Here is a 23,372-nt window from a genome sequence, read left to right as displayed (position 1 = left end):
TCGTTTTGTAAGCGGTTACAAGCTAATGAAGTATCGAGGTTCGAGTGGCAACAATTAAACACGTATCAGAACATGCAGGTGTGTCTCAGGCGACAGTGTCTAGGGTTATTAATGGCACTAGCAGAGTCAGTCATGACAAGAAATTAAAGGTTGAGAAAGCGATCAAAGAATTGGGTTATCGCCCGAACTCTATCGCTCAAGCTTTGGCGTCAAGTCGTACCGGTAGTGTTGGCGTTGTTGTTCCAGAACTTGGCGGTTCTTTCTATTCAGGCATTTTGCATTGCATAGAAGAAAACCTACGCCGCTTTGGTTACCACGCTGTCGTTACAGCGGGTTCGAACACCGAACAAGGGCAGCGCGAGTCTGTGGAGTTTCTGCTGGGGCGTCGTGTTGATGCTTTGATTCTTCATACTCAATTGCTCAGTGATGATTATTTAATTGAATTGGAAGAACAGGGGACCCCTGTGGTTTTGATTAACCGCTTCATCCCAGAAATGGCGATGAGTTGCATTGATATTGATAACGAAGTCGGGGGGCTACTCGCTACTCAATATCTTTTGCAAAAGGGACATACAGATATCGCGTGTATTACCGGGCCTTTAGATAAAGCAGATGCTAGGGGGCGTTTGCAGGGGTATCGAAAGGCCTTGGAAGAAGCGGGTGTGCCATACGATGAAGCATTAGTCTCGGAAGCGGGCTTTACTGAAGAGACGGGCATCAGTGCTATGAAGAAGCTGATTAATCGTAAGTGTCATTTCACAGCAGTATTTGCTTCGAATGACCACATGGCATTTGGCGCCTTCGAGGTGTTGCATCAAGAGGGACTGTCTGTTCCTAAAGATGTATCACTGGTGGGCTTCGATAACACCATCTTCGCGCGCTATCTGACCCCTAGTTTGACCACCATTAATTTCCCTATTGAAGAGATGAGCGTTGAAGCAGTACAGCTCACTCTACAGAAGCTAAAAAAAATAAAACATGACGTGAACTTTAAATTGCTGCCGACGTTGGTCACTAGAAACTCGGTATCGGATTTACCAGTTACCCTATAAAAATATTAAGGATAGAACATGAAATTTAAGACCTTAGCACTTTCATGCGCGGTTGCTTTAGGATTAGGTACAACAGCTGCAAATGCAGCAGACAAAGAAATTCGTTTCGACGGTTTCCCTGATTTCGATAGCAGCCTGAAGGTATTACTGCCTGATTTCGAAAAGGAAACGGGTATCAAAGTTGATTACCTTATGAACAACCACGGTGACCACCACACGAAACTCACAACGAACCTTGCAACGGGTTCTGGTGCCGGTGATGTGATTGTTGTCGACGTTGAGAAAATTGGTCCATTTGTTGGATCTGGCGGCCTAGTTAACCTGTCTGAAAACTACGGTGCAGATAAATACGAAGAACGATTCGCACCATACGCATGGGCACAAGGTAAAGGCGCTGACGGCGACATGTACGGCATTCCTGTCGACCTAGGTCCAGGTGTTATGTACTACCGTACCGACGTATTCGAAAAAGCGGGCATTGATGTAGAAGAAGCAATCAAAGATTGGGATTCATACATAGCTGCTGGTGAAAAACTGAAAGAGCAAAACGTACAACTTATCGCTTCGGCAGCCGACGTGGCACAAGCGATTATCTTCACGACTGTTCCTGAAGGTGAAGGTCTGTACTTCGATAAAGATGGCAACCCAGTTGTGACATCAGAGCGTTTTGTTCACGCTTTTGAAGTAGCAAAAGAGATTCGCGACAAAGGCTTAGACGGCCGCATTCTGGCTTGGTCTAACGAATGGTACGAAGGCTTCCGCAACGGCACATTTGCAACTCAACTTTCTGGCGCTTGGCTTCTTGGTCACCTAAATAACTGGATTGCTCCTGAAACTAAAGGTAAGTGGGCAGTCGAAAACCTACCTGATGGTATCTACGGCAGCTGGGGCGGTTCATTCCTTTCTATTCCAACTCAATCAGAAAACCCAGATGAAGCTTGGGCGCTTATTGAATACATGACGACGGATCGTGAAGTACAGCTTAAACACTTCGAAACGATTGCTGCTTTCCCAGCGAACATCACCACGTATGACGATGAGCTTTTCCAAGAAGAGATGGAATTCCTAGGTGGGCAAAAAGCTCGTCTACTGTTTGCTGAAGTGGCACAGAACATCAAACCAGTATCTCCAGCACAAGGCGACCACGTTGCACGTTCTATTATTTTAGAGAACGCATTGATGGAAGTACTTGATGAAGGCAAAGACATCAAGACTGCGCTTAAAGAGGCAGAGCGTCTAATCAAGCGTCGCACGCGTAATCTTTAATTTGTTTTTACTTTAAGTAAGTGAGGAAGCGTGGATAACGCGCTTCCTTTTTAAGAGGTCGTTACTATGAATCATACAGCGAGCACAACGATAGAACCTGCGGACAAAAGCCTTTTTTCTCGTCTAAATTTGAAAGCGCTTACACCGTATGGATTTCTTCTGCCGTTTCTGATCATTTTTTCTGTATTTGGGATCTTCCCGCTGTTGTTCTCTGTTTACCTGTCGTTCCACGAGTGGAACCCAGTAAGAGGCATGGATGCGATGGAGTTCGTTGGTTTTGAGAACTATCACATTGCTTTAACGGACCCATGGCTATGGCGTTCATTGAAGAACACGCTTTGGCTAGCAATCACTTCAGGCGTGGCTCAGCACTTAGTCGCTATTCCAGTGGCTTACATGTTGGTTTCAATGGGTGACCGTATGCGTCACTGGCTAACATCGGCGTACTTTCTACCGTTCATTACATCAACGGTCGCAGCGTCACTGATTTTCTTTAATATGTACTCTCCTAACTCAGGAATTATTAACCAAACGCTGATGGCTCTGGCCGATAGCACGCTGTTTGGTTGGGCATTCGCTTGGGTGAACGATTTCCAACCAATCCGTTGGTTAGACGATGCCACTATGGTGAAGCCGTCTATCGCAATCATGGTTTTCTGGAAATACACCGGTTTTAACATCGTCCTTTACACCACGGGTTTAATGACGATTCCTAAAGACATCTTAGAAGCTGCACGTATGGATGGTGCGAATGCCTTCCGCCGCTTCTGGAACATCTCACTACCAATGATTCGTCCATTCATCTTCTTTGCAATCACCATGACCATCATCGGTAACCTGCAAATGTTTGAAGAACCGTTCGTTCTAACGCGTGGTACAGGTGGTACGGGTCAATCTGGTTTAACTATCTCTATGTACCTCTACAAAGTGGGTTGGGAATGGTTAGAAATGGGCACAGCGTCAGCAATTTCATGGCTTCTGTTTGCACTGATCGCGTCTTGTACTTTGGTTCAATTTTTATTCTTCGGTAAGAAAGGCTTAGGGGAACATTAAGATGTCGACATCAATTAAGACAAATACCTCACCATTAAGTGGCCTAATGCCAAGCGAACGCACCATGTACATCATGACTAAGATCTTGATGGTCATGCTCGGCATATTACTGATTGTTTCCGCAATCATTACGGTGTTCCCGTTTGTGTGGTCAGCACTGCTTTCAACACGTGACCGCTCGGAGATCTTCGGCTCGGGCATCAGCTTTGCGATTGGCGACAGCCTAATGGTGAACTACGCAAAACTGCTAGAAATCATGCCGTTTTGGAAAGCGATGTTTAACTCGATTTACGTGGCTTTCTTGGGCACAACCATCTCGCTGCTGTTTTGTAGCATGGGTGGTTACGCGTTTGCTGTGTTTAAGTTTCGCGGTAAGAACGTGTTGTTTGGCATGTTGGTTGGCTCAATGGCGATTCCGCCAGTGCTTAGCCTGATCCCTTACTTCATGATCGTGAAATTCTTAGGCTTGTTGGATAACCACATGGCGGTATGGCTACCGTTCACAACCACGCCGTTTGGTATCTTCTTGATGCGTCAGCACGTGATTGCATCGATTCCTAAAGAGCTGTTAGAAGCAGCGAAGTTGGATGGTGCAGGTGAGTTCAGAACGTACTGGAGTGTGGTACTGCCACTGATGAAGCCAGCATTAGCAACACTTGCTATCGTGCAGTTCGTCTTCTTCTGGAATATGTTTATGCAGCCTCTTGTGGTGCTAAACAACCCAGATAACTATGTTATTACGCAAGCACTTCGAAGTGTTCAAGGTATTCCGAATACGCCATGGGGCGCGGTAATGCTAGGTACCACAATTTCTATTTTACCGCTTGTGATTACTTACTTGTTCGCATCGAAACAGATGATCAGTGGTTTAACGTCCGGCGCAGTCAAAGGTTAGGTTTAAGGGTTATAACAATGAATAAATATCAACTTCCAAGTGATTCAAAGTTACGCAGTAAGGAATTTGTATTCGGTGTCGCGACATCTTCATACCAAATTGAAGGCGGCGTTGAAGAGGGCGGTCGTACACCGTCTATCTGGGACACTTTCTGTAAGACGCCGGGCAAGGTCGATAACGGCGACAGTGGTGATGTGGCGTGTGACCACTACCACTTATGGCAACAAGATATCGAGATGATTCAAGGCTTAGGCGTTGATGCTTACCGTCTCTCTATTGCATGGCCGCGCATCCTGCCACAAGACGGTGTCGTGAATCAGCAAGGCCTAGAGTTTTACGAGCAGATCATCGATGAATGTCATGCCCGTGGAATGAAGGTGTTCGTGACACTTTATCACTGGGATCTACCGCAATACCTTGAAGACAAAGGCGGCTGGCTAAACCGTGAAACGTCTTACAAATTCGCAGAATACGCGGAAGTGGTGAGTAAATACTTTGGTGACAACATCGATGTGTACACCACGCTGAATGAACCGTTTGTTTCTGCATTCCTAGGCTACCGCTGGGGCGAACACGCGCCAGGTATCAAGGGTGAGAAAGAGGGCTACCTAGCATCTCACCACCTAATGCTGGCACATGGTTTGGCAATGCCGATCCTTCGCAAGAATGCACCTCACGCTAAGCATGGTGTGGTATTCAACGCGACGCCAGCTTACCCGCTGACGCCACAAGACCAAGCGGCAGCAGATTACTGCGAAGCCGAGAATTACCACTGGTTCATCGACCCAGTATTAAAAGGCGAGTACCCACAGCTGGTGGTTGAACGCCAAGCGATGAACATCCCTATGATCCTTGAAGGTGACTTAGACATCATCAGTGCTCCTGTTGATTACATCGGTATCAACTACTACACACGCAATGTCGCTCGCTTTAATGAGAACGGCGACATTGAATCGGTGAAACAAACCGATGCTGAACACACTTACATTGGCTGGGAAATCAACCCACAAGGTTTAACCGATTTATTGGTAAGACTGGATGCTCGCTACGAAAATATGCCACCTATCTACATCACAGAGAATGGTGCAGCAGGTAACGACGAGCGTGTTAATGGACAAGTAATGGACGACCAACGAGTTCGTTATTTCCAAGGTCATATCGAAGCGGTTCACAACGCGGTTGAAGCGGGTGTGAAAGTCGACGGTTACTTCGCTTGGAGCCTGATGGATAACTTTGAGTGGGCATTCGGCTACTGCCAGCGTTTTGGCATTGTCCATGTTGATTACACCACCCAAGAAAGAACATTGAAACAGAGCGCAATTGCGTACCGAAACATGCTTCAAGAGCGCGCTGAGGAGAACAGATAATGGCTAAAGTAGAATTCAAAAACATCAAGAAATCATTCGGTGATGTTGAGGTTGTAAAAGAGTTTGATTTTACGGTTGAAGACGGTGAGTTCGTGGTTTTCCTTGGCCCATCTGGCTGTGGTAAATCGACCACACTTCGAATGCTTGCAGGCCTAGAGAGCATCAGCTCAGGCGACATCGTGGTTGGTGGCAAAGTGATGAACAAGGTCGATGCTAAAGATCGTGACTTGGCTATGGTATTCCAAAGCTATGCACTGTACCCACACATGACGGTCTACGAGAACATCGCCTTTGCATTAAAACTGAAGGGCATGCCGAAAGCGGAAATCGATGTAGAAGTCCTAAAAGCGGCGAAAATGCTAGAGCTTGATCCACTACTGAACCGTAAGCCGAAAGAGCTTTCTGGTGGTCAGCGTCAGCGTGTGGCAATGGGCCGTGCGATGGTTCGTACGCCTAAGGTTTTCTTGTTTGATGAGCCGCTGTCTAACCTAGATGCAAAACTTCGTGGCGTGATGCGTGAAGAGATCAAACATCTACACCGTGAACTAAAAACCACCACGATCTACGTAACCCACGATCAGATCGAGGCGATGACATTGGCGGATCGCATCGTGATCCTGAAAGACGGATATGTTGCTCAAGTTGGTACACCAACCGAGGTGTTCCAGCGTCCGGCAAACAAGTTTGTCGCGCAATTCATTGGTAACCCATCAATGAACATGTTGGAAGCAAAACTGATTGAAAAAGAAGGCGAGTACTTCGTTGAAATCGGCGATGTTCATATCCCACTGCCTGAGCGCTTTAAGTCTCTGGCATCTAAGAACCTAGCTCTGCATTTTGGTGTTCGTCCAACAGATATTCACCTACGTGCCGAGCAAGTTGACCACGACCGCGTGCTGCCATTCCCTGTGAAAATCAAAGACAAGGAACTACTAGGCGCGAGCATTCTTCTGAAAACAGAAATTGGCGGTCAACCGCTGATGGTTGAAACCCAAGCCGCTGAAGTGGATGTAAAAGATCTGACGCTTTACTTGGATTTGGATGCTTTCCACTTGTTTGATGCATTGAGTGAGAACTCGCTAGCGAGCTAGTCAATCAATTTAAATCAGTCATTGAGCTGACACCAACCAACTTACGACAAATTGTTTTGGCTCCTCCTGATTTGGGAGGGGCTAGGGATAGTGATGATGAAATTCGGATATTTTGACGATAAAAACAAAGAATACGTAGCAACCACACCGTGTACACCGATCAAATGGTGTAACTATGTCGGCACATTAGATTTCGGTGGCATTGTTGATAGCAACGGCGGTGTACTACTATGCAAAGGTGATCCAGCACTTAACCGCATCACCAAATACATTGCTCAACTGCCAAACTCAGATTTCAAAGGTTCGACCCTATACCTCAAGGTGCGTGACGAAGCGGGTAACGTAGAGGTGTTCTCACCTTTCTATACACCGACTCTGAAGCCGTTGGATAAGTTTGAAAACCACACTGGCTTGTCTTACACCACCATCATTGCAGAAGCATTTGGTGTGCGTTGTGAAGCGACTTTCTTTGTACCGAAAGCTGACCAAGTACTGCTACAAGACATCAAAGTGACCAATATTTCAGACAAAGCACTGCACGTTGATGTGGTACCTGTGTATGAATTCACACACTTCGATGCGCTTAAACAGCTACTCAATGCGGACTGGGTGCCACAAACCATGACGCTAAAAGCACACCAGCAAGAGTCGGGTCATACCGTGCTTGAGCAGTATGCTTTCATGAAGCGTGACTACGCGGTGAACTTGATGACAGCGGATCGCCCTGCGACGTCTTTTGATGGTGATCGCCAATCGTTCTTAGGTAATTTGGGCTACGGTACGTGGGCAGCACCACAGGCACTAAACAATGATGAATTAGGCAACACCGAGTGTTTACGTGGCGACAACATTGGCGCACTGAACCTGCGTCTGGGTTGGTTATCTCCAGAGCAGACCGAACGTACGATTGTACAAATCGCGCAAGAACAGAGCCTAGAAGCAGCATTGCCTCTATTGACTAAATATCGTGACCATCAAGTGGTCGATTTTGCGTTCGCTGAACTGGCTGAACATTGGGATGGTTACCTACAAGCGGTTCAGGTTGAAACGCCAGATCCTGCAATGAACTCAATGCTTAACGTACATAACCCACGTCAGTGCCACACAACCAAAAACTGGTCTCGTTACTTGTCTCTGTATCAGCTTGGCTATGGTGCTCGTGGTATCGGTTTCCGTGACTCTTCGCAAGATACTTTAGGCGTAATTACTCACATGCCAGAAGAGGCGCGTGAGTTCATTGAGCGTCTGTTGTCTGTTCAGAACACCAACGGTTCTGCGATGCATCAGTTCTTCCCATCAACGATGGAAGCGAACGCGGGTGACTCACGTGAAGAAGAAGATCGCCCTGATTATTACGGCGATGATCACCTGTGGATCATCTACGCGGTCACTCAATATGTGAAAGAAACGGGCAATGCAGACTTCTTGAATAAAGATATTCCGTTCTATCAAAAAGACAAAGCAGGCAACCCAGTAGAAACGGGAACGGTTTGGAACCACCTGTGCCGCGCGATTGAGTTTACTTACACCAATACCGGTGAGCACGGTCTACCGCTATTAGGTTTTGCTGACTGGAATGACACGGTGAACCTACCAACGGGTGCTGAGTCGATGATGGTGGCTAACATGTACGGCAAAGCACTGCTCGACATGTTGGACTTGTGTGAGCTGCGCGGCGAAGTGCAACTGACGGCTAAGTTTAAAGACCAGTACCAACAGATGCAGAGCACCGTCAATGAATGCGGCTGGGATGGCGAATGGTTTGTTCGTTACTTTGATGAGCAGGGCTTGCCGATCGGTTCTCATAAAAATGAGCAAGGGCAGATCTACACCAACGGTCAAAGCTGGCCTGTAATCTCTGGTTTCGCGACTCACGAACGTGCAACGCAAGCGCTAGATTCGGTTTACAACAAACTAAACACCACCAATGGCATCAAGCTTTCAACTCCTGGTTACAACGGCTTTGATCCGCAGCTAGGTGGTGTTTCAACTTACCCACCAGGTGCAAAAGAGAACGGCGGTATATTCCTGCATTCCAACCCTTGGGTGATGATCGCAGAAGCGAAAATGGGTAACGGCGAACGTGCTTACGAGTACTACCGTCAGATTAATCCTGCTTCTAAGAACGACGACATTGATACCTTTGAATCTGAGCCTTACTGCTACCCACAAAACATTTTGGGTGATGAACATAAGCAATTTGGTTTAGGCCGAAATGCGTGGCTTTCTGGTACTTCATCTTGGACATACGTTGCGGGTACGCAGTGGATTCTGGGTGTTCGTCCTGAAGTGGATGGCTTGCTGGTGGACCCATGTATTCCTGCTGAGTGGCCTGAATTCAAAGTGCGTCGTCAGTTCCGTGGCGCGACCTACAATATCCATGTTACCAACCCAAATAACGTGTGTAAGGGAGTGGCAGAGATGAAGGTCAACGGTGACCTAATTTCAGGTAATAAAGCGCCAGTGTTTACCTCTGGTGAGCACACCATCGAGGTGATTTTAGGTTAACAAAGAGAAGGGCGCTTTATGCGCCCTTTATTGCTTCTTTAGTTTGGTTCTTTCGTTGCGTTGTTTCGTTAGCAATGCGTTCTCTGGGGGCTGATTTCGCATTCAGCGGCTGTCTTACTTTGCTTGCCTTAGTTGGGTTGATAGTTGGCTTGGCATTGCCAAGTAAAGGTCTGAGATTGGTTCGGGCTAAGTGTCAATAAGCCGATCTGGTTATTGAACGCATCAGCTGGGCAAGTCATTGGTTCTATTGCAATACTTTGCTCGCTAGTTGGCGTGTACAGCTGAACGAATGGGTAGCTTTCATCTTGTTGATAGCGAATAGCGGCAGACGAATCTGAGCGTGTAAACGCAAGTTGGTTGGTTGCCTTGGAATCAAATTCAAAGCAGTGATTTAAGCTTTGATTGGTGAGTGAATCGTCCAAAGACAAACGGTCAAAAGCCTGTTTTTCACCATTGGGTAGGTCGTTCTCATGTACGACCTCAGCGCAAGGCGACATAGTCAATTCACACTGTTCTAGGTCATTGCCGAGCGAGAAATAAGGGTGCCAAGCATCACCGAATGGGAAGGCGAAATCACCACAATTAGAGACAGTTGTTGAGCAAGAGAGCTTACCCGTTGTGTCGATAGTGAAGGTGACTTCAAGGTTAAAAGCGAACGGGAAAGCAGGGTGCAAAGATGATGTCTGATATTGCAGCGTCACACTGGCTGATTTTTCATTGGCTGCGCTGTTTTTGATTGAAAAAGGTTGGTTGTAGAGCAAGCCATGTACGGCGTGATCAGACCAAGGGAAGTTAGCTGGGAGTTGATGGTTTTGGTTGTCGAAACTGTAGCGACCTAAGTTTAAACGGTTTGGAAAAGGAAATAATTTAGCACTGCGGGAAAAGAACGGATGTTGGTTGATCAGTTCATCATAATTCTGATAGCCACAAATAAAAGAGAATGGACTGTTATTTACAATGTATTTATTTATAACAGCACCAAACCCATTGATTATTTGAAGTTCTATACCATGCTGCTGATTTATTAATGTGACAGAGTCAATATTTCCAAATTTTTCATTTATAATTTTAAACATGTTGATGTCTCCATTTTTGAAAGATATTAACAAGAAGAAAAAAATATTCAATGGCGGTTTTAACATGAATAATAAAATTCCATATTCAAGCTATTCAGGAAATTCAGAACACTTGTGTAAAAAGGGCGACGCAGTTGAATTTATTCAACCTTGGTACACGCCAATTTCTACGACACCAGAAAATACAGGTATGGCGATCGGTGGTATCGGTAATACTTTTACATTGACGCCAAATGGTAACACGCCAAACTTCAGCTTTATTCCAGGAATATTTGTCGACTGTTCAGAGCAAGTTATTAATTTTAATGATTTTTATGCGTCAGTGATGGATGTGCCGACCATTGAAGCGCTTCAGGTTGTTAACGAGCAAGAGCTTAGTGTTCATCTGAATTTTTACCCAGCGCTATTCGATGGAAAGAAGATAGATAAAGAAAACATTTCTAATGCAATTAACCTCATTCGTGCTGCATTAGAAAATGGTAATTTTTATAAAGAAAATAAAGATAATTTTATAAAGTGGAATGTCGAATTTTCTAATAAGACTCAATTATTAATAGAATCCGATTCATCTTCAACTATTTGTCAATTATATGTAGCCTTAGATTTCTTTAATGGTTTATTAATAAATGATACAACGAGATTATTATCACTCACTGCGGGTAATAATAATGATATGGATAGTATCAATGGCAGTGATATAGATAGTGTTAATGGCAGGGATATAGAATACCAAGCTTTATATCCACTGGCTGAATATAAATACAGTAGCTTCGAAGATATTAATATAAAGCGTAAGGTAGTCTCTCCGATCGTTAAAGAGAACAAACGCCTGTGTTCTTTACCGATGCACTGGAATCACTTCGAATTAACCAATAATTCATCGCAACCACGCGTGATTACGCTTGCTCAGCCGCTTCAAAACTTGATTGGCTCTACCTACCAAAAAGGCCGTGATGGCATTCAGGATTCGGCATGTACCTTGTCTCAAAATCCGATTGCTCAGCAGCATGAAGTGGTTAACTTAAAGGGTGAAAGCGGCAGCTTTACGGGTGTTCAATTGTCTAGCCAATCGCCTTATCAAAGCGATATTGAAGGCGAAGTGGTGTTTGGTGTTCAAGCGGATAACCATTTGACTGAATCTGGTAAGGTTTCGATTTCTGTCAAACCAACGCTTTATACCTCTAAGACAGCTCAGCAAACAGAGTTCGCACTGAAAACAGGCCGTACCAACGCGGAATTCCAAACAGGAATTTACACGGGGCGTGAAGCATTGAGCGCATTGGTGGTGGTTCAGGTTGAATTGGAACCTGGCGAGTCTGTTGACCTGCGTTTTGCACAGGTGATGGCTCACAGCAAAGTCATGCTTAATGGTTGGCACTCAGATAAGGCTTACACGCAATTCTACCCGCAAGTAAAGCCTGCATTACCTATGTTAGAAGACATGTTGCCTAAGCTCGAAACCATTGAGCAGCAGATCGTCGAACAACAAACAACTTTTCTAGAGCAAGCTCAAAACAAGATCTCGCAGCCTGAATCGGCACTTCGCTATGCGACGATGGCGATGAATTCATTGTCTTTCCTAGCGGAATCAACGGTATGGGACAAAGAAGATAAATTCTTAGTAAAAGAGTGTGTCGACTACCCATTCTTTAACTCTCTGGATGTGTACTTCTACGGCTCATTCTCGCTGCTTTATCTGCTGCCTGAGCTTGATGGCTGCGTGATGAAAGAGTTCTCGAAAGCCATTTTGGCCGAAGACTTCACTCAGCGCCGATACTGGGAATACGAAGCGACGCCTAATGCCGAATTGATTGATGACAAGTACCAAGGTGTGCGTGCTATTCGAGGTGCGGTAATCCACGATTTGGGTAGCCCATTCGACATTCAGCCCGATGCTTACAGTTGGCACAATGTGAAAGAGTGGAAGGACTTAGCGCCGAAATACATTCTGATGGTGTACCGCCATTACCAAAACACCCAAGATCTCTCTGTGGTTAATGAGTGCTGGCAAGCGGTAACTGAAAGCATCGATTTCTTATCGAATTTGATCGCTGAGGGTGATGATTTGCCGCTAACCCGTGGCACAGACGATACCTTTGATAACCTAGCGTCACATGGCATCTCAATTTATTGTGCGAGCCTTTGGGTTGCTGGCTTGCAAGCGGCGAGTGAACTTGCACAATTGATGGGTGAAAGCGTGCGAGCTAGCGGTTACTTAACGCGTTCTAAAAAGGCGTTAGCCACGGTTGAGCAAAGCTTGTGGGATGACAAAGAGGGTTACTACCACTTCTTCGTGACGCCAGTTCAAGCTAAGCATTTAACAGGTGAAGGCTATCAAGCTCTGGAAACCTTAGGACTTTCATTGACTGGTGATGCGATTGCTGACAAGAACACGCTCAATACCTATCTCAATGAAACGGATACTTCCATCAGCATCAGTAAGGTATCTCAAAGAGTCTCTAAGAAACGCTTGCTGAGTGAGACGGCGCCACAAGCCTTTACTCAAGAATACTTAGATTTAGTGCCAGATTCTGACAACAGTTTTGGTGATGCCTTGTTGGCCGACAGTTATCTAAAACTCATCGGACTCGAGGGTATTTTTCCGCAAGAGAACATCCAACGCGCACTAGACTATGTTTATAAGCACAACTTTGAGATTAACAGCCCTAAGCTTGGGGTTGCGAATATGACGTTGGCCGATGGTTCGCCGCATGAAGCGTTCCAAGCACAAGACGTATGGATTGGTGTGCAGTTTAGTGTCGCAACGGCGTTGAGTCTGGCGGGTAAATCTCAGCAAGCAGAAACATTGATGGATACCGTGTATACCGCGCTGTATGACTATTCAAAAATTCCATTTGCAGCGCCAGAAGGGTTCAACTGCTCTGTGTCTGTCAATGAGAAAGATCTTATGGAAGCCTTTAAGTTGACACAAAATGATGCGAAAAACTGGCTAAGTGTACTTAAATGTCAAAACTGTGTGCTGTCTGACGGTCGGATTAATCCAGCATTGACGAAAGATACTGATAATTTTGTTAAAATGGTGAGCGGTGAAATCCCGCTAGAAAAGCTGGCAGGCTTACACAAATGGTTACTGAGTACTGGCTTGAAATATACGGCTGGTCGTTACTTCAGACCGGGGATGATCTTCGCCTACATGTATTAACTTAATGACACGATTTTCAGCTAAAGCAGTGGTATGCAGGTTGAAACTGATGGGGAGCTTAAAGCTCCCCGAATGTCACTGGATTAGGGTATCGAGATGCGCACTAAAACAAAAAAAACAACAGTATACGATGTAGCAAGACTGGCTGGCGTTTCTCCCAGCACCGTGTCTCGCTTCCTTAATCGAACCACTTATGTGTCGGACGATAAAAGCCAAAATATTGAGCAAGCGATTAAAGACACTGGCTACAAACCTAATTTTCAAATGCAAGAGAACACCAACCGACGTTCACTCACCATTGGTGTGTTGGTGCAACACCCTGACAGCCCTTATACCAGTCGTATCCTCAACGACATGGAGAAAACCCTGATAGCTCAAGGCTATTCGTTAGTGATAGCAACCGGGCATTGGCAAAAAAAGCTCGAGATACACGCCTTAGAGTATCTGGCTAAGAGCAATGTCGATGGAATGATCATCGTAACAGGCAGCATCACCAAAGAGGATATTGCCAAGTACGCGCAAGACATCCCGATTGTCGCGGTCGGTTATGATTTCGCTGAAGACAACGTTCGTTCAATCAATATCGATAATGTGCTAGGCGGTTACATGGCGACGCTTCACTTATTACAACAAGGGCATGTGAACATCGCCCATATCAAAGGGCTTTCGAGTCAACCAGATGCGGGTAATCGTTTTGAAGGCTATAAGAAAGCGCTGCAAGAGGCGGGCATTAAGGTGATGCCAAAGCTCGTCAAGCAAGGGGATTTCAGTAGTGAAACTGGCTATGAGAAAACCGTGGAATTAATTGAATCTAAGATTCACTTCTCAGCCCTGTTTGCTGCCAATGATCAAACGGCTTACGGCGCGATTAAGGCGCTCCATGATCACGGCTACAAAGTGCCAGAAGATGTGTCAGTGATTGGGTTTGATGACTTGCCAACGTCTAAGTATTTCACACCTGCGTTAACAACATTAAGGCAGCCAATTGAAGAGATTGGAGAGGTGTGTGCTCAGTCGATTTTGAACTTACTTTCAGGTGAGAGGCATGAAGCACGACTACCACCGATAGATTTAATCGTCAGAGAGTCGACCAAGTCTCTGTATCGTTAGTTGTGAAATGATTGAATCATAGGGAGTTACAGTCAAAGACACATTATTTCCCTTCAGAAACGAAAAATGTCGCATCCATGCGACATTTCTCTTTTGGCGGCCAAACCAGTTTTGCTATATCCATTCTAGATTTCAATCCATTAGGAGATTATTCAGAATGTAATTATAAGACGCTGTTAATGTTGATTAGTTCCCTTTATGCGGCATTTTTTTTCGATTTATCTTCTAAGTCGAATGACGCAGCGATTAATTTCTTGGTGTAGTTGTTTTTCGGCGCATTGAAAATCTCTTCTGCAGACCCTTCTTCCATTACTTCGCCCTTCTGCATCACCAGTACGCGATCCGACAGTGCTTTCACTACCGAGAGATCGTGGCTGATGAACAGGAAGCCGATATTGTGCTTGGCTTGAATGTCTTTCAGCAGGTCAATCACGGTCAGTTGTACTGAGCGATCGAGTGCTGAAGTCGGTTCATCCAGCAAAATGAAAGAGGGCTCTAGAATCAGTGCGCGAGCAATCGCGATACGTTGTCTTTGCCCGCCAGAGAACTCATGCGGATAACGGTTTATTGAATTCGGCTCTAAGCGAACTTCAATCAATGCTTTGCGCGCTCTTTCTAAACGTTCTTGCTTGGATAGATGAGGTTGATGCACCGTTAAGCCTTCGGTGATGATTTCCCCAACTGTCATGCGTGGTGATAAAGAACCATAAGGATCTTGGAACACCATTTGGACATCTTTCTTGAGCTTGTGACGCTCTTTATCATTTAATAAGCTAACGTCTTGGCCTTTGTAAACAATACGTCCGGTACTTGGCAGCAAGCCGATTAACGCTCGTCCCAGTGTTGATTTTCCTGATCCGGATTCACCAACAATACCCAAGGTTTCGCCCTGTTTAAGATTTAACGAAATGCCTTTTACGGCTTCGAAGTACTGACTTTTACTCTTGATGAAATGTGATTTAACCAAGAACTGAACTCGGATGTCGTCAGCAGACAATAACTCTGGGGCTGACGCCTCAACAGGAACCTTAGCGCCTTTAGGAATCGAGTTAATCAGCATGCGTGTGTAATCGTGTCTTGGATTCTCGAATAAGGCTTGAGTCATCCCTTCTTCAACTAGCTCACCTTTGCACATCACCAGAACACGGTCGGCAAAATGTTTTACTACGCCTAAGTCATGGGTGATGAACAAAATTGCCATTCCCATCTTGCCTTGGATCTCTTTGATAAGAGCAAGCACTTCAGCTTGAACCGTTACATCTAATGCAGTTGTAGGCTCGTCAGCAATCAGGATATCCGGTTCATTAATCAGCGCCATTGCGATCATGATGCGTTGCAGCTGACCACCCGAAAATTCGTGAGGGTACTTGGTGTACGACTTTTCTGGCATTGGCAAGTGCACAAGATTAAACAGCTCAATCACTCGCTGTTTGGCTTGAGACTTTGACACTTTACGATGCCACATAATAGCTTCTGCCACTTGAATGCCGACGCGCAGGTATGGGTTCAAAGATGTCATCGGCTCTTGAAAGATCATGCCGATTCTGTCGCCACGAATCGACTGCATTTCACGCTCTGATTTTTCGAGAACAGACTCGCCTTCAAACTCAATTTGAGACTGCGGATCAATAATGGCGTTGTCTGGAAGTAGACGCATCAGTGCGTTGGAAGAGACAGATTTACCAGAACCTGATTCACCAACAATGGCCAAGGTTTCGCTGGATTTAAGGGTAAAGTTAACCTTTTTCACCGCATCAACGATTCCATCGTTGGTTTTGAAGCTAACGGAGAGGTTATTGACTTTAAGAAGAGCCCGGTCCGACATGATATATCCTTATCAATTTAAGACATTAGGTGAAGATTGAACTTCTGACGTTGTTTTAAGTTGCCCAAAATGGTGATGAGCACGTTGAATTTGTTCTAGTTCGAGCATCCAATGCGAACTGCGCTGAGCGCTGCAAAAAGCGATCAGGTGATTGAGTAAATCTTCGCTCTGCTTTTCCAATAATCCAAAGGTACGTTGAATCAGCTCTGTGTTCTCAAGAGAGATAAATTGCATCAGAGCGTAAGATTGATTCAAGGTATCGAAGGCTTGTTGATGCTGACCTAAACGGTTGAGTATCTCTGATTGAGCGACACTCGCATCTCTCAACCCGGCAAGCAAGCAGGCAAATTGGCAAGGCTTAATATCGCTTTGGTATGCTGCATCTTGGATGTGATGAGGAAGTGAGGTTAGAACATCACCATACAGGCGCTGTGCTTCAGGCCAGTGACCTTGTTCCATTAACTGTTCAGCTTTTAGGTAGTGCATCCAGCATCGTTCAATTTCCATATCCACATCCTCAATTTATAATATCTGAAAATGTTAATGATATTTATTATCAATTGCAAATTAAAATCATTCACATGTTAAGTTGGTGAATTAAATGACGAGCTATTCCTAAAAATGGCTTAAATTGTGTGTTATTTGTTCAGTTGAACAGCTGTGTAGCGTAAGTCACTAAATTTGTAGGAAATTACATCTACACTGATTTTATCTACACCCAAGTAATGAAGGACTAAGGAGGCGGCGATGGCGATGCAAAGACTCAATACAGAACAGCTGTATCAGGTAGCGGATTTAGACAAGCTACCATGTAAGTCGACCAAAGAACTGGCTCCAATTGACGAAATCGTCGGGCAGGAACGGGCACAAAAAGCCGTTGAGTTCGCGATGTCAATCAAGGAAAAGGGTTACAACATTTATGCGATAGGGCGAAATGGTCTGGGTAAACGCACCATGATCTTGCGCTATCTGAACCGTCACCCTCAAGAAGTGCAGGAGCTTTTTGATTGGTGTTATATCGCGAACTTTGAAGATATTCGTACACCTAAGGTACTGAAATTGCCTCGTGGCGTTGGCAGCAGCTTAAAGCAAGATATTGAAAAATTGATGCGAAAACTGCTGAAAGGTATGCCTCTAGCGTTTGATAACGAGATGTACTTTAGCCGTGCTGACAGGCTTAAAAACCAATTAGCAGCTAAGCAACAAGCCGCGTTAGAAAGCATTAGCCAAGAAGCGAAAGACAAGGGCATTAACCTGACGATTACCACTCAGGGTGATTACCAGTTTGTGGCCATGAATGGTGATGATCTTCATACCGAAGAGAGCTTCGATCTGCTTTCGCCGGAAGAACAAGATCAATTTGATAAAACCATTGATGGATTGGAAGTCGGCCTACGAACCATTTCTCGTGAGTTGACGGAGCTTGAAGAGACGTATACTGAGAAAATTCAAAAGCTTAATGATGATACGGCGCGAGATGTGATCACGCACTTCATTAAGCAATTGAAGAAGGATTACAGTCAATATCCAGACATCAAAAAGTACCTAACGGCACTGCGTAAAGACATTGTCGACAACGCTGACATCTTCTTAGAAGAGAGCACGGAGCAAGCCGAAGTTGCAACGGCCTCTTTGGATAAGAAAATGCCGCGTCGCTACAAGGTTAACGTGATTGTGAGCCAAAAGGAGGAGACTCTGCCGATCGTGGTGGAAGAGAATCCAAATTATCACTCTCTGTTTGGCTATGTAGAAACGGCAACGTTCAAGGGCACCGTATTTACTGACTTCTCATTGATTCGCGCAGGTAGCTTACACAGAGCCAACGGCGGCGTATTACTGATGGATGCAGTAAAGGTACTTGAGCAGCCGTACGTTTGGGAAGGTTTGAAACGAGCGCTACGCTCACGTCAATTGAGCTTCACTTCATTAGAAAAAGAGGTGACCTTAACGGGGGCGGTATCGCTTGATCCAGAACCGATTCCATTGGACGTTAAGATCATCCTGTTTGGCGATTACCGAACTTACCAACTGCTGCAACACTACGATGCAGAGTTTGGTGAACTGTTCCGTGTGACGGCCGATTTTGAAGATGAGATGAAGCGTACTCCCGATTCTGAAATGCATTACGCGCGCTTTATTTCGAGCATCGTGCACGACAACAACATGCTGCATTGTGACCGCAAAGCGATTGCTCGCATTATTGAGCACAGCTCTCGTCAGGCGGGTGACCAAGGTAAATTGTCTCTGCACTCGGCACACATTGCGAATCTGCTTCGTGAATCAAACTACGTGGCGAGAGGCTCAAAATCGAACCTGATTCGAGCAACGCACGTTGACCAAGCGTTATCTAACCAACAGATGCGTGTCGGACGACTACAAGACAGTGTGATGGAAACCTTCACTAACGGCACAACGCTAATCCATGTTGATGGTCAGGCGGTTGGGCAAGTGAATGCGCTTTCTGTACTCAGCACGACGGATCATATGTTTGGTGCGCCGAACCGAATCACGGCAACCACCGCTTACGGTGATGGTGAAGTGATTGATATTGAAAGAAACGTAGACCTAGGTGGCAGTATTCACTCGAAAGGGGTGATGATCTTGTCGGCTTACCTTTCTTCTGTGTTTGGTAAGACAGCCAAAGTCCCGCTCACCACCAACATCACCTTCGAGCAATCTTATGGTGGCGTCGATGGTGACAGTGCGAGTATGGCTGAGTTCTGTGCGGTGGTGTCTGCATTTTCTAAGCAGCCGAACCGTCAAGACATCGCGATTACAGGCTCGATGAACCAGTTTGGTGAGTCTCAGCCAATTGGTGGAGTGAACGAGAAAATTGAAGGTTTCTTTGATGTGTGTGAAATCAAAGGGCGTTCAAACGAACAAGGGGTGATCATCCCACGTTCAAATGTTCACAACCTGATGCTGCGTAGCGATATCGTGAAAGCGGTTGAAAAGGGCGAGTTTAATATCTGGGCGATTGACCATGTAACAGAAGCGATTGAGCTGTTTACAGGTAAAGCCGCAGGTGAGGCAAGTGATGAGGGTAGTTATCCAATTGATACTATCTTTGGTATCGCCCAAGCTAAACTGAACGCACTGCGCAAATAGTTTGAATATCTAGATACAAACTATTTGCTAAATAGATAGCTAAACAAATAAACAAACAGCCAAAACGCAAAAGCCATCGATTCTAGAGTCGATGGCTTTTTTGTTGGTTGAGGTTTAGTTTGCCAGTGAGCTATTTGTATTTGGTCAGCTTACGGTATTCGGTGAAAGTTGCGTGTTAAATGGTGTTAACCGTTTCGCAAGCATAGCTTGGTGCCATCGAACTTCAGTTTTGCCAATAAGTGTTTGGCGTTAGCTCTGCCAATATCATCAAATTCGACACCGTATCGAGCGTAGTGCGTCGATTTCTGTAAATTACAGACGATGCCTCGCAATGGCGGAATCAGTGGTCCGTTGTAGTTCTCAGGGGTTATCTCAATAGACACGCGATCGGCAATCTGAATCGCACGAGAGGTTGGTGAGGTAACGAAACGACAACCACTTTTCGATAAATCTCGTATCTCACAGTTTGCTCGCTGGTCGTTGAAGATGATTCTTGAAGCCAGATTCACTTCATAGCGTGTTTCTTTACGTAGCTGTGTCACTTGCATCGTGCTTGGTGTAGACAGCACTAGAATAGGGAAGGGTTCACCAATCTTATGGTGAATTTGGCTTCTAAAGTGGATAAGCGCGCCTTCACCTCGTAGAGAATACGCACGAGCGGTCATCCAAAAACCTTCTTGAAAGAAAAAGTTCAGATCTTCATTGGATACCTCGGGAACCTCAACCACAATACAGTTATCACTGTGCGTTCCGATAAACTTGGTGGTGGCGAGAAACTTCGTGCCAACGGGAGTCGAGACATTTAATGTCAGCTCACTGCCGTGCTCAATCATGGCCAGTGCATCAGTGCTATTGATAGTGGAAACGGTGCGATTACGAGGGTCTTGAAGTGCCTGATTATGCTCCAAAGGCTTCTTCAGGGGTGCGTTCATTATATGTTCTCCATGCGCCAACATGCGTCTGTTAGTTATATTGGTAACCTGCTAACAAGGGGTTATTACGTGCTAGATTTAGTGGACGTACTCACATAGATTTATAGAGTGCCTTTTATCATTGCTGATTTTATATTAAGCCGATTGCACTGAATTATTTGCTGTGTTTGTAAGTACTTAGTTTTATTTATATGCACTTGCGCTAGTCTATTACAAGGAACTCATACTTCAAACTTTTATTGTTTGTCGTATCAATTATTTGCAGGAGTTGAGAATGCAGGCAGTAAAATGGGATCAAGAAGTGAACCAGATCACGGTAGAGTTAGAACCCAACCAGTTCGCGGTCGTTAAGTATCAAAAGGACGGAGATGTACTACATATCACGTCGACACGCATTCCTGATGAACTGCAAGGCAAGGGCTTTGGGAAGGTGATGATGGAATCGGTATTGCCTGAAATTGAACAAGCGGGCTTCAAAATTGTGCCAGTTTGTAGCTATGTCGTTCACTACATGAATAGGCAGCCACAGTGGTCACATCTTCTATCTGATAAAGCATAGCAACGAGTAATATGTCTCAATCAATATCGTCAAATAATCGGGCTCAACCTGAAGCGAGTTCAAGTCAAAATCAGCCTGATCTTTATCAACAAGAGCTTTATCAAAATGAGCTTTATCAAAAAATAGCGACCTCGTTGGGTTGTCATGAAGGGTTTGATGTCCAAGTGATTCAACGCCTGTGGGGTGGATATGGCGAGTTAGTTCGCTTGGTCTTTTCTCAAGAAGGCCATGCTGAACTGAAAAGTGTGATTGTTAAACATGTCGCGTTACCAGATAAAGCAGAACACCCAAAGGGTTGGAATACCAAACTCTCTCATCAACGAAAGGTGCACTCTTACCAAGTGGAAACGGCTTGGTATCAGTCGTTTACCCAACAGTGGGATGAGCGTTGCCCTGTACCTGTAGGGTTGCATTGTGAGCTACAAGAAAACGAGTGGCTGATTGTGATGCAAGACCTGGCCAAAATCGGCTTCCCGTTGATCTCTCAGTTTGATGTGCTTACCGCCTCTGACGATCTGGCAACCAAAGATACGCAGTCTGAACAGGCTTTTGGTTACACTGTAGAAGAGCAAAAACAACGTGATGCCTGCCTAAAGTGGCTCGCTAGTTTTCATGCGAAGTACATTCATATCGACCAAGAACAGTCGGCATCATTGTGGCAAGTTGGTACTTACTGGCATTTAGACACGCGCCCTGATGAGTTAAATGCCTTGGCAGATTTACCCTTGAAGAACCAAGCCAAGCACATCGACCGTTTACTAAAAGAATGTCCATATCAAACTTTGGTGCATGGCGATGCCAAGCTTGCCAATTTCTGTTTTGATTCAGAAAGCCAAAACGCAGCTGCCGTCGATTTCCAATATGTGGGCCATGGTTGTGCGATGAAAGATGTCGCCTTGTTCATGAGTAGTGCGGTGAGGCCGCAAGATTGTGCAGAGCTTGAATCACAGATGTTAGAGACTTACTTCCGATACTTGGAAGAGGCATTGGCGTACTATCAGCCACAGCTTTCATTTGATGAAGTCGAAGCCGCATGGCGACCAATGTTTTGCGTGGCATGGGCCGATGTCCAACGCTTCGTAAAAGGCTGGAGCCCAGAGCATTGGAAGATTAATCCTTATACTGAGCAGTTGACCTTACGAGTGCTCACTCAATTAGACGAACAGGAGTCCGTCAATGTTCGATAGAACCGCGAGCTGGAAAACGCCGCAAAACTTTTTATTACTGATTTCGATTGTTGTACCGATCGCGTTTTCGAGCTGGATGGCTCTGCTTAATAACTTCGTGATTGAGAAAGCGAACTTTGATGGCGCCGAGGCTTTGTTTCCTAAATCAGGGAACTAATGCTTAAAGCTACGATCAGATCATCTAAGTTCACTCACATACTTAGAGCAATGCCAAAGCCTCGCTACAGAACAACTAACTGGAAACAATATAACCAAGCCCTAATCAATCGTGGTTCACTGACATTCTGGATTGATGAGGAAGCGATTCAACAGTGGAAGCAACTCAAGCAAGGTAAACGAGGTCGACCTCGATTGTTTAGTGACTTAGCCATTACGACCGCCCTCATGGTTAAACGAGTATTCGCGATGCCGTTGAGAGCGTTACAAGGATTCATCGATTCTGTTTTCAAACTCGCTCAACTCCCGTTGTCATGTCCTCATTATTCATGCATCAGTAAACGAGCCAAAACGGTTAATGTGTCATTCAAGACAAAGACCCGAGGCGCAATACAGCATTTAGCCATTGATGCAACAGGGCTAAAGGTCTACGGTGAAGGTGAATGGAAAGTAAAAAAACATGGTACTGACGGGAAGCGTCGAGTTTGGCGTAAGCTCCATTTAGCCGTAGACACTGGCACTCATGAAATCATTGCGGCTGAGTTAAGTTTATCGAATGTCACTGACGGTGAAGCTCTTCCTAATTTACTGAATCAAACTCGTCGTAGAATCAATGAGATATCTGGTGATGGAGCTTACGATACAAGACAATGCTACGAAGCAATACGTATTAAACAAGCTGTTCCACTTATTCCACCGAGAGAAGGTGCTGCTTTTTGGTTACGAGGTCACCCCCGTAATCTGGCGGTAGCTTGCCAGAAATTATACGGCTCAAATAAACATTGGAAAAAGAAGTACGGTTACCATAAACGGTCACTTTCAGAGACGGCTATGTTCCGTGTAAAGACACTGTTTGGTGGGCGATTAAGTTTAAGAAACTATAATGCTCAGGTTGGTGAAACCTACGCCATGATTAAAGCGTTGAATAAGCTCACAGGGTTAGGTATGCCTAAAACGATAGAAATAGCCTAATAATCACCCATACTGGCCGTTTCTATCTGAGATCCAATTAGGAAACAAAGCC

General features: G+C 45.2%; 17 protein-coding genes and 1 pseudogene. 14 read left to right on the top strand and 4 right to left on the bottom strand.

Features of this window, described 5'->3' with window-relative positions; all coding sequences use genetic code 11:
- Positions 1-44: 44 nt before the first annotated feature.
- The 7 genes from AB4507_RS02070 (at position 45) to AB4507_RS02040 (ending at position 9,232) form a co-directional block, all read left to right on the top strand.
- On the top strand, positions 45-1,052 hold the full coding sequence (locus AB4507_RS02070; protein WP_009846150.1) for a LacI family DNA-binding transcriptional regulator: 1,008 nt from the start codon (positions 45-47) through the stop codon (positions 1,050-1,052).
- A gap of 18 nt (positions 1,053-1,070) precedes the next feature.
- Positions 1,071-2,318, top strand: a complete 1,248-nt coding sequence (locus AB4507_RS02065) for an ABC transporter substrate-binding protein (protein ID WP_012601181.1) — start codon at positions 1,071-1,073, stop codon at positions 2,316-2,318.
- A gap of 66 nt (positions 2,319-2,384) precedes the next feature.
- Positions 2,385-3,371 (top strand): carbohydrate ABC transporter permease, encoded by a 987-nt coding sequence (locus AB4507_RS02060; RefSeq protein WP_102398449.1) that lies wholly within the window; start codon positions 2,385-2,387, stop codon positions 3,369-3,371.
- Positions 3,372-3,417: 46 nt separating this feature from the next.
- The gene (locus tag AB4507_RS02055; protein ID WP_017061568.1) at positions 3,418-4,266 is read left to right on the top strand and encodes a carbohydrate ABC transporter permease; all 849 of its coding nucleotides are present in this window, start codon (positions 3,418-3,420) and stop codon (positions 4,264-4,266) included.
- A gap of 17 nt (positions 4,267-4,283) precedes the next feature.
- Positions 4,284-5,633, top strand: coding sequence for a GH1 family beta-glucosidase (locus AB4507_RS02050; protein WP_372182139.1), 1,350 nt, complete (start codon positions 4,284-4,286; stop codon positions 5,631-5,633).
- Positions 5,633-6,724, top strand: coding sequence for an ABC transporter ATP-binding protein (locus AB4507_RS02045; RefSeq protein ID WP_372052400.1), 1,092 nt, complete (start codon positions 5,633-5,635; stop codon positions 6,722-6,724). Before AB4507_RS02050 ends, AB4507_RS02045 begins: the two co-directional genes overlap by 1 nt.
- Positions 6,725-6,817: 93 nt before the next feature.
- Positions 6,818-9,232, top strand: coding sequence for a GH36-type glycosyl hydrolase domain-containing protein (locus AB4507_RS02040; protein ID WP_372182138.1), 2,415 nt, complete (start codon positions 6,818-6,820; stop codon positions 9,230-9,232).
- A gap of 128 nt (positions 9,233-9,360) precedes the next feature.
- Here AB4507_RS02040 and AB4507_RS02035 read toward each other — a convergent pair whose 3' ends face one another.
- On the bottom strand, positions 9,361-10,308 hold the full coding sequence (locus AB4507_RS02035) for an aldose 1-epimerase (protein WP_372182137.1): 948 nt from the start codon (positions 10,306-10,308) through the stop codon (positions 9,361-9,363).
- Between the two features lie 64 nt (positions 10,309-10,372).
- Between AB4507_RS02035 and AB4507_RS02030 the strand changes: the two genes are divergently transcribed.
- Both AB4507_RS02030 and AB4507_RS02025 read left to right on the top strand, forming a co-directional pair.
- Positions 10,373-13,471, top strand: coding sequence for a GH116 family glycosyl hydrolase (locus tag AB4507_RS02030; RefSeq protein WP_372182135.1), 3,099 nt, complete (start codon positions 10,373-10,375; stop codon positions 13,469-13,471).
- A 96-nt stretch (positions 13,472-13,567) separates the two neighbouring features.
- Complete coding sequence (locus tag AB4507_RS02025) at positions 13,568-14,581, top strand: LacI family DNA-binding transcriptional regulator (protein ID WP_137001361.1); 1,014 nt, start codon at positions 13,568-13,570, stop codon at positions 14,579-14,581.
- 196 nt (positions 14,582-14,777) lie between these two features.
- On the opposite strand, the gene AB4507_RS02020 is transcribed toward AB4507_RS02025, so the two are convergent.
- Both AB4507_RS02020 and AB4507_RS02015 read right to left on the bottom strand, forming a co-directional pair.
- On the bottom strand, positions 14,778-16,406 hold the full coding sequence (locus tag AB4507_RS02020; protein ID WP_372182134.1) for an ABC transporter ATP-binding protein: 1,629 nt from the start codon (positions 16,404-16,406) through the stop codon (positions 14,778-14,780).
- Positions 16,407-16,418: 12 nt separating this feature from the next.
- Positions 16,419-16,913: a hypothetical protein gene (locus AB4507_RS02015; RefSeq protein ID WP_029235272.1), complete on the bottom strand. Its 495-nt coding sequence runs from the start codon at positions 16,911-16,913 to the stop codon at positions 16,419-16,421.
- Positions 16,914-17,153: 240 nt separating this feature from the next.
- Between AB4507_RS02015 and AB4507_RS02010 the strand changes: the two genes are divergently transcribed.
- Positions 17,154-19,514, top strand: a complete 2,361-nt coding sequence (locus AB4507_RS02010; RefSeq protein ID WP_017061577.1) for a Lon protease family protein — start codon at positions 17,154-17,156, stop codon at positions 19,512-19,514.
- A 185-nt stretch (positions 19,515-19,699) separates the two neighbouring features.
- Here AB4507_RS02010 and AB4507_RS02005 read toward each other — a convergent pair whose 3' ends face one another.
- A complete protein-coding gene (locus tag AB4507_RS02005; protein WP_017065025.1) occupies positions 19,700-20,446 on the bottom strand; it encodes a flagellar brake protein in 747 nt (248 codons plus the stop codon).
- Positions 20,447-20,720: 274 nt separating this feature from the next.
- Between AB4507_RS02005 and AB4507_RS02000 the strand changes: the two genes are divergently transcribed.
- The 4 genes and pseudogenes from AB4507_RS02000 to AB4507_RS01985 all read left to right on the top strand — a co-directional run bounded on the left by AB4507_RS02000 (position 20,721) and on the right by AB4507_RS01985 (position 23,320).
- Positions 20,721-21,005: a GNAT family N-acetyltransferase gene (locus AB4507_RS02000; RefSeq protein WP_004732803.1), complete on the top strand. Its 285-nt coding sequence runs from the start codon at positions 20,721-20,723 to the stop codon at positions 21,003-21,005.
- A gap of 11 nt (positions 21,006-21,016) precedes the next feature.
- Entirely contained in the window at positions 21,017-22,192 is a 1,176-nt protein-coding gene (locus AB4507_RS01995; protein ID WP_372182133.1) for a phosphotransferase, read from the top strand.
- Positions 22,182-22,322, top strand: a pseudogene (locus AB4507_RS01990) (MFS transporter); the annotation flags it as partial. The gene AB4507_RS01995 and the pseudogene AB4507_RS01990, both read left to right, overlap by 11 nt.
- 77 nt (positions 22,323-22,399) lie before the next feature.
- Positions 22,400-23,320, top strand: a complete 921-nt coding sequence (locus tag AB4507_RS01985; RefSeq protein WP_029236538.1) for an IS5 family transposase — start codon at positions 22,400-22,402, stop codon at positions 23,318-23,320.
- The last annotated feature ends 52 nt before the right edge of the window (positions 23,321-23,372 follow it).

The sequence above is a fragment of the Vibrio sp. 10N.222.54.A3 genome, from assembly GCF_041474095.1.
In the GTDB taxonomy this organism is placed as follows: Bacteria; Pseudomonadota; Gammaproteobacteria; order Enterobacterales; family Vibrionaceae; genus Vibrio; species Vibrio crassostreae_C.
The sequence above is the reverse complement of the archived record's forward strand: the minus strand, read 5'-3'. Positions and strand labels throughout refer to the sequence as shown.